The 7,202-nt window shown below is 66.3% G+C and carries 7 protein-coding genes; 4 read left to right on the top strand and 3 right to left on the bottom strand.

Annotated features, from left to right (window positions below; genetic code table 11):
• The 3 genes from ACR2JA_RS19385 to ACR2JA_RS19395 form a co-directional block, all read right to left on the bottom strand.
• The coding region (locus ACR2JA_RS19385) for an FAD-dependent oxidoreductase (RefSeq protein ID WP_434010705.1) at positions 1-137 on the bottom strand (137 nt) is incomplete at its 3' end.
• Positions 138-208: 71 nt separating this feature from the next.
• On the bottom strand, positions 209-2,056 hold the full coding sequence (locus ACR2JA_RS19390; protein ID WP_434010699.1) for an aldehyde ferredoxin oxidoreductase family protein: 1,848 nt from the start codon (positions 2,054-2,056) through the stop codon (positions 209-211).
• A 26-nt stretch (positions 2,057-2,082) separates the two neighbouring features.
• Positions 2,083-2,559 carry a 4Fe-4S dicluster domain-containing protein gene (locus ACR2JA_RS19395; RefSeq protein ID WP_434010700.1) on the bottom strand — a complete coding sequence of 159 codons (477 nt, stop codon included), beginning with the start codon at positions 2,557-2,559 and terminating at the stop codon, positions 2,083-2,085.
• 466 nt (positions 2,560-3,025) lie between these two features.
• On the opposite strand from ACR2JA_RS19395, the gene ACR2JA_RS19400 reads away from it, so the two are divergent.
• From ACR2JA_RS19400 to ACR2JA_RS19415, 4 genes are all read left to right on the top strand, one after another.
• Entirely contained in the window at positions 3,026-3,490 is a 465-nt protein-coding gene (locus ACR2JA_RS19400) for a (2Fe-2S)-binding protein (RefSeq protein ID WP_434010701.1), read from the top strand.
• Between the two features lie 105 nt (positions 3,491-3,595).
• Positions 3,596-5,977 carry a xanthine dehydrogenase family protein molybdopterin-binding subunit gene (locus tag ACR2JA_RS19405; RefSeq protein ID WP_434010702.1) on the top strand — a complete coding sequence of 794 codons (2,382 nt, stop codon included), beginning with the start codon at positions 3,596-3,598 and terminating at the stop codon, positions 5,975-5,977.
• Positions 5,978-5,993: 16 nt separating this feature from the next.
• Positions 5,994-6,785 carry an FAD binding domain-containing protein gene (locus ACR2JA_RS19410; RefSeq protein WP_434010703.1) on the top strand — a complete coding sequence of 264 codons (792 nt, stop codon included), beginning with the start codon at positions 5,994-5,996 and terminating at the stop codon, positions 6,783-6,785.
• On the top strand, positions 6,778-7,202 hold a 425-nt coding region (locus tag ACR2JA_RS19415; RefSeq protein WP_434010704.1), incomplete at its 3' end, for an AAA family ATPase. The genes ACR2JA_RS19410 and ACR2JA_RS19415, both read left to right, overlap by 8 nt.

Genomic DNA, 7,202 nt, shown 5'->3' on the forward strand with positions numbered 1-7,202 from the left:
GGGATGGCCATGCGCGAGTAAGGCGATTCGTTCTCGTCGCCGACCACGGAGATCTGGTCCTGGGGTGCGTGCTTGCGGATGGTTTCGGCCGCGATCACACCGGCCGGGCCGGCGCCGAGGATGACGTGGTGGGTCATGTTGATGTTCTCCAAAAAAAGAAGCGGTCACGGGGACCGCTTCTTCATGCACTCAGTCCCGTTGCGAAGGATCAGAGACCCAGGCGTGCCTTGGTGTCCGCCGTCGGACGGCCTTCGCTGTCCCAGCCGCGCACGTCGTAGTACTTGGGCAGCATCTCGCCGAGCTTGCTGACCGTGCCCTTGCCGGGGCCGGTCTTGGCGGCCTCGGTCATCAGGCGCTTGGGCAGGTTGTCGTCGGCCTTGGTGAAACCGGCGGCGTTGTTGAACTCGCGCTCCATGTTCCAGATGCGCTCGCCGATGTGGTTGAGGTGCTCCATCGTGTATTCCTCACCGCAGGCGGCCTGCACCTGCGGGGCCACGTCGGCCAGCGTCCAGGCGAAGCTGGTGAAGATGCAGATGCCGGCGGAGTCGAAGGCGGCGGTCGCGTCCTGGAAGGCCTTGACCAGTTCGGGCTTGCCCTCGCTCTCGGACGGCTCGGTCTTGACCGGAATGCCCAGCACTTCGGACGCGATGGTGTAGCCGCGCAGATGGCAGGCGCCGCGGTTGGACGTGGCGTACGCCAGGCCGATGCCCTGGATCACGCGGCCGTCGTAGGCCGGGAACTCCTGGCCCTTGACGCTCATGGACAGGTCGGGGTGGCCGTACTTGGCGGTCAGGCGCTTGGAGCCCATGCCGATGTCCTTGCCGAAGCCTTCGCCGCGGGCGGTCATCACGGCCAGTTCGCACAGCGCCTTGGCCGAACCGAACGGCGCCTCAATGCCGATCTGCTCCTTGGTCAGCACGCCCATTTCGTACAGCTCCATCACGGCGCCGATGGTGGCACCGAAGCTGATCGGGTCCATGCCCTCTTCGTTGCAGATCAGGTTGGCGAACTGCAGCGCTTCCAGGTCGTTCACACCGTTGGCGGCGCCCAGGGCCCAGGCAGCTTCGTACTCCAGGCCGCCGTTGGCGCCCCAGTACTCGGGCTTGTTCTGCACCGAGAAGTGGCCTTCGTCGATCTTGGAGATGCGGCCGCAGGCGATGGTGCAGCCAAAGCAGGCCTGGTTGGTCACCAGGTGCTTCTTGCCGTCGGTGGCGCGCGGCGTGGCCATGGCGTCGGCCGAGATGTCCTTGGCGCCTTCGAACTGCACGTCGCGCTGGTTGCGCTTGGGCAGGCCGCCGATCTCGGTGATCACGTTCATCAGCACCTGGGTGCCATAGGTGGGCAGGCCCTGGCCGGTGACGGCGTTGTCGGCCAGCACCTTCTTGGCGGCCTTGGCGGCGGCCATGAAGGCCTTGGGGTCGCGCACATTGCCCACCCCTTTGGTGCCGCGCACCGCAATCGCCTTGAGGTTCTTGCTGCCCATGACGGTGCCCACGCCCGAGCGGCCGGCGGCACGGTGCAGGTCGTTCACCACGGCCGCGTACAGCACGCCGACTTCACCGGACTTGCCGATGCTCGACACACGCAGCAGCGGATCTTGCAGGCTGGTCTTGAGGGCTTCTTCGGTCTTCCAGACGCTCTGGCCCCACAGGTGACCCGCGTCGCGCAGCTCGGCCACGTCGTCGTTGATGTAGAGGTAGACCGGCTTGGCCGACTTGCCTTCGAAGATGACCATGTCCCAGCCGGCCATCTTGAGCTCGGCGCCCCAGTAGCCGCCCGAGTTGGAGCAGGCGATGGCGCCGGTCAGCGGACCCTTGGTGACCACGGTGTAGCGGCCACCGGTGGAGGCCATGGTGCCGGTCAGCGGGCCGGTGGCCCAGATGATCTTGTTCTCGGGAGCGAGCGGATCCACTTTGGGATCGATTTCGCTGGTGAGGTATTTGGTGGCGAGACCGCGCGAACCCAGGTAGGCGCGTGCCCACTCCATGTTCAGCGGTTCGGAGGCGACGGTGCCCGCGGTCAGGTTGACGCGGAGGATTTTTCCAGCCCAAGACATGTGGTGCTCCTTGTATGTGTTGGGGATCAGGCAGCGGACGGCTGGTTGCCCAGCTTGTCGGCCCACTGCTTCATCTTGTCCATGCCGGTCCAGTTGGCGTCCACGAAGGTGATCGCGCCGGTCGGGCAGGCGTCGGCACAGGCCGGGTCGCCACCGCACAGGTCGCACTTCTGGACCTTGCCGGTTTCCTGAACGTAGTTGATGGTGCCGAAGGGGCAGCTGATGGTGCAGACCTTGCAACCCACGCAGGTGGTCTCGTTCACCACCTTGGCGCCGGTCGCCTTGTCCACCGTGATGGCTTCCACCGGGCAGGCGTGCAGGCACCAGGCCTCGTCGCACTGCGTGCAGGTGTAGGGCACTTTCTTGCCGGTGTGGTGGAAGTCGAAGACCTTGATGCGCGACTTCGAGGTGGCGTAGATGCCGTAGTTCTCGAACGAGCAGGCCATTTCGCACTGCAGGCAGCCGGTGCACTTGTCCGGGTTGATGTGGAGGGTTTTCTGCATGAGTTGCTCCGTGTTTTTGTGGGGCCACGATCCACACGAGACGGCCCGGCGGGCGCGTATGCAAATCGCTGCATACGATTGTTGCGAACGAAAGCCACAAACCGCCAAGGGTTAACCCTGATTTTGGAAGCCTCACGCGATCAAAGTCTCAATTTGAGACAGCACCAAACCCAGCCAATAGCCGATAAGAAAATCAATCAAATCAATGCATTCAACCCCATTAAACCCTCAACATCCCCACCTGTTTTGACGCCAGATATGCAATTCAAAGCATAGGAAAAATAACCACAAGAAAAACGCATTTTTTCTTTGAAATCAATCAGATAGATCCACCACCAGCACCGGGAAAAGTTGTCTCAATTTGAGAAATCCATGGGTCCACCCGAGCCAATTCAGGGTTAATCCTGAACAGCCTCCCAAGGCTGCATGTTTCACTGTTTCAGGCACCCCACAACAGGAGACAAACATGCAGGTCCAACTCAAGGTCAACGGCCGGGCGACGACCGTGGACGCGGCGCCCAACACGCTGCTCGTCCAGGCGCTGCGCGAACACCTCAAGCTCACCGGCACCCACGTCGGCTGCGACACCGCCCAGTGCGGCGCGTGCACGGTTCTGATGAACGGCAAAGCCGTCAAGTCGTGCAACCTGCTGGTGGCGCAGGCCGCCGGCAGCGAGGTCAGCACCATCGAAGGCCTGGCCGCGCCCGACGGCACGCTGCACCCCATGCAGGCGGCCTTCAAGGAATGCCACGGCCTGCAATGCGGCTTCTGCACCACCGGCATGGTCATGAGCGCGGTGGACCTCTGTAAACGCCACCCCGACGCCAGCGAAAGCCAAGTGCGCGAAGCGCTGGAAGGCAACCTCTGCCGCTGCACCGGCTACCAGAACATCGTCAAGGCCGTGGTGCAAGGCGCCGCGGCCATGAAGTGACCCTTCACGCCGCGCGGCGCGCAACCCCTTCGAGGGGGCGACACCGGCGGTCTGGCGAGGCCAGTTCCGCGGCGTCCCCCGGCACGATCCAAAGGAGAAACTGACATGGGTGCATCCGATTTCGCCAAACTCCCCCACATCGGCGAGCCGCTTCGCCGCAAAGAGGACTACCGCTTCCTCACCGGCGCCGGCCAGTACACCGACGACATCTCGCTCGCCGGCATGACCTACGCGGTGTTCGTGCGTTCGCCGCACGCCCACGCCAAGATCAACGGCGTCGACAAATCGGCCGCCCTGGCCGCACCCGGTGTGATCGGCGTGTTCGACGGCCAGGACGTTGCGGCCGACAAGATCGCCGGCCTGCCCTGTGGCTGGCTCATCACCAGCACCAACGGGGAGCCGATGAAGGAGCCGCCCCACCCCATCCTGGCCCAGGGCAAGGCCCGCTACGTGGGCGACCACGTGGCCATGGTGGTGGCCGAAACGCTGGAGCAGGCCCGCAACGCCGCCGAGCTGGTGGCCGTGGACTACGAGCCCCTGGGCGCCACGGTGGACGTGCGCGACGCCCAGCAGCCCGGTGCACCGGCAGTGCACGACATCGCGCCCGACAACCACTGCTACAAGTGGGCCATCGGCGACAAGGCGGGGGTCGACGCCACCTTTGCCAACGCGGCGCACGTCACCAAGATCGACCTGGTCAACAACCGTCTGGCGCCCAACCCGATGGAACCACGCGCGGCCATCGGCTCCTACAACCGGGCCGGCGACGACTACACGCTCTACGTGGCCAACCAGAACCCGCACGTCGAACGCCTGCTGATGACCGCCTTCGTGATGGGCCTGCCGGAACACAAGGTGCGCGTGATCGCCCCTGATGTCGGCGGCGGCTTCGGCGCCAAGATCTTCCTCTACGCCGAAGACGTGTGCCTGACCTGGGCGTCCAAGAAGCTCAACCGGCCGATCAAGTGGACCTGCGACCGCAGCGAGGCCTTCCTATGCGACGCGCACGGCCGCGACCACGTGACCCATGCCGAGCTGGCCATGGACAAGGACGGCAAGTTCCTGGGCTTTCGCGTGCACACCGACGCCAACATGGGCGCCTACCTGTCGACCTTCGCTTCGGCGGTGCCGACCATCCTCTACGCCACGCTGTTGGCCGGTCAGTACACCACGCCGCAGGTCTACGTCGAGGTCGACGCCTGGTTCACCAACACCTCGCCGGTGGACGCCTACCGCGGCGCTGGCCGCCCCGAAGCGACCTACCTGCTCGAACGCATCGTCAGCCGCGCGGCCTGGGAAACCGGCCTGAGCCAGGACGAGATCCGCCGCCGCAACTTCGTCAAGGACTTCCCGTACCAGACGCCGGTGGCCCTGCAGTACGACACCGGCGACTTCCATGCCTGCATGGACAAGGCCAACGAACTGGCCGACGTGGCCGGCCTGCCGGCGCGCAAGGCCGCCTCGCAAGCCAAGGGCCTGCTGCGCGGCATCGGCTACTCCAGCTACATCGAGGCCTGTGGCCTGGCCCCGTCCAACGTGGCGGGGGCGCTGGGTGCCCGGGCGGGCCTGTTCGAGTGCGGCGAGGTGCGCGTGCACCCCACCGGCAGCGTGACGGTGTTCACCGGCTCGCACAGTCACGGCCAGGGCCACGAAACGACCTTTGCGCAAGTGGTGGCATCGCGCCTGGGCCTGAACCCGGAGCAGGTCGACATCGTGCACGGCGACACCGGTCGCGTGCCCTTCGGCATGGGGACCTACGGCTCGCGCTCGATCTCGGTCGGTGGAGCGGCCATCATGCGCGCGCTGGACAAGATCGAGGCCAAGGCCAAGAAGATCGCCGCCCACCTGATGGAGGCCAGCGACGCCGACATCGACTTCAGCAACGGCGAGTTCACCGTCAAGGGTACCGACAAGAAAGTGACCTTCGGCCAGGTGGCCCTGACGGCCTACGTGCCGCACAACTACCCGCTGGACAAGCTGGAGCCGGGCCTGAACGAAACCGCCTTCTACGACCCGACCAACTTCACCTTCCCGGCCGGCACCTACATCTGCGAAGTGGAGGTGGACCCCGCCACCGGCGTGGTGCGGGTCGACCGCTTCACCGCGGTGGACGACTTCGGCACCATCATCAACCCGATGATCGTCGAGGGCCAGGTGCACGGCGGCATCGTGCAGGGCATCGGCCAGGCGCTGATGGAGCATTGCATCTACGACCGCGAGACCGGCCAGCTGATCACCGGTTCGTACATGGACTACACCATGCCGCGCGCCGACGACTTCCCCAACTTCACCATCGGCCACGTGTGCACCCCCTGCACCACCAACCCGCTGGGCACCAAGGGCTGCGGCGAAGCCGGCGCCATCGGCTCGCCACCGTCGGTCATCAACGCCGTGCTCGACGCCCTGGCCCCGCTGGGCGTCAAGGAGCTGGACATGCCGGCCACGCCGCACCGCGTGTGGCAAGCCATCCAGTCGGCCAAAGCCTGAGTCAGAGGAGCAACACATGTACTCATTCGCCTACGACAAACCCGCGTCCCTGTCCGACGTGCTCGCCCGGCTGGCGGCCGGTGGTCAGCCCCTGGCCGGTGGCCAGACCTTGATCGCCTCGCTCAAGCAGCGCCTGGCCCAGCCCGAGACCCTGGTCGACCTGGCCGGCATCGCCGAGCTGCGCGGTATCCGCCGCGAGGGCCAGTCCCTGGTGATCGGCGCCATGACCCGGCACGAAGACGTGGCTGGCAGCGCCGAGGTGCAGCAGGCCATCCCGGCGCTGGCGGCCCTGGCCGGCGGCATCGGCGACCGGCAGGTCCGCGCCATGGGCACCCTGGGCGGCTCGGTCGCCAACAACGACCCCGCCGCCTGCTACCCCAGCGCCGTGCTCGGCCTGGGCGCCACGGTGCACACCAACCGCCGCCAGATCGCGGCCGACGACTTCTTCCAGGGCCTGTACACCACGGCACTGGAAGCGGGCGAGATCATCACCGCCATCCAGTTCCCCATCCCGCAAAGGGCGGCCTATGCCAAGTTCCGCCAGCCTGCCTCGCGCTTCGCGCTGGTGGGGGTGTTCGTGGCCCAGACCGCCAGTGGCGCGCGCGTGGCCATCACCGGCGCGGGCAACGGCGTGTTCCGCCACGCAGGGCTGGAAGCAGCCCTCTCGCGCAGCTTCACGCCCGAGGCGGTGGAAGGCGTTGCCGTGGACGCGGGCGAACTCAACGCCGACCTGCACGCCAGCGCCGCCTACCGCGCCCAGCTGATCAAGGTGCAGACGCAGCGGGCCGTGCGTCAGGCCCATGGCTGAGGCAGCCACCACATCGATCGACTCGCTGACCCACGCCCTGCAAGGCGTGGGTTATCACGCCCCTCGGTCCCTGGTCACGGCCGTGTTCCTGGCCCTGCGGCTGCAGCGGCCGCTGCTGCTGGAAGGCGAACCGGGCGTCGGCAAGACCGAACTGGCCAAGGCACTGGCCCAGGTGCTGCAACGCCCGCTGCTGCGCCTGCAGTGCTACGACGGCATGGAGCAGCGCGAGGCGCTCTACGAGTGGAACCACACCGCCCAGCTGCTGCACATGCGGGCGATGCAGGACAGGGCCAACCCCGACGACCTGGAACGCGAGGTGTATCAGGAGCGCTACCTCATTCGCCGCCCGCTGCTGCAGGCCTTGCACACACCCGCGCCCGGCGCGGTGCTGTTGATCGACGAGGTGGACCGCGCCGA

Source organism: Hydrogenophaga sp., from assembly GCF_051007235.1.
Classification (GTDB): domain Bacteria; phylum Pseudomonadota; class Gammaproteobacteria; order Burkholderiales; family Burkholderiaceae_C; genus Hydrogenophaga.

Bases quoted from the DNA above. Each gene is read 5' to 3' on its own strand.
- ACR2JA_RS19400 (WP_434010701.1), top strand. From the start codon at position 3,026: ATGCAGGTCCAACTCAAGGTCAACGGCCGGGCGACGACCGTGGACGCG.
- ACR2JA_RS19390 (WP_434010699.1), bottom strand. From the start codon at position 2,056: ATGTCTTGGGCTGGAAAAATCCTCCGCGTCAACCTGACCGCGGGCACC.
- ACR2JA_RS19410 (WP_434010703.1), top strand. From the start codon at position 5,994: ATGTACTCATTCGCCTACGACAAACCCGCGTCCCTGTCCGACGTGCTC.
- ACR2JA_RS19405 (WP_434010702.1), top strand. From the start codon at position 3,596: ATGGGTGCATCCGATTTCGCCAAACTCCCCCACATCGGCGAGCCGCTT.
- ACR2JA_RS19395 (WP_434010700.1), bottom strand. From the start codon at position 2,559: ATGCAGAAAACCCTCCACATCAACCCGGACAAGTGCACCGGCTGCCTG.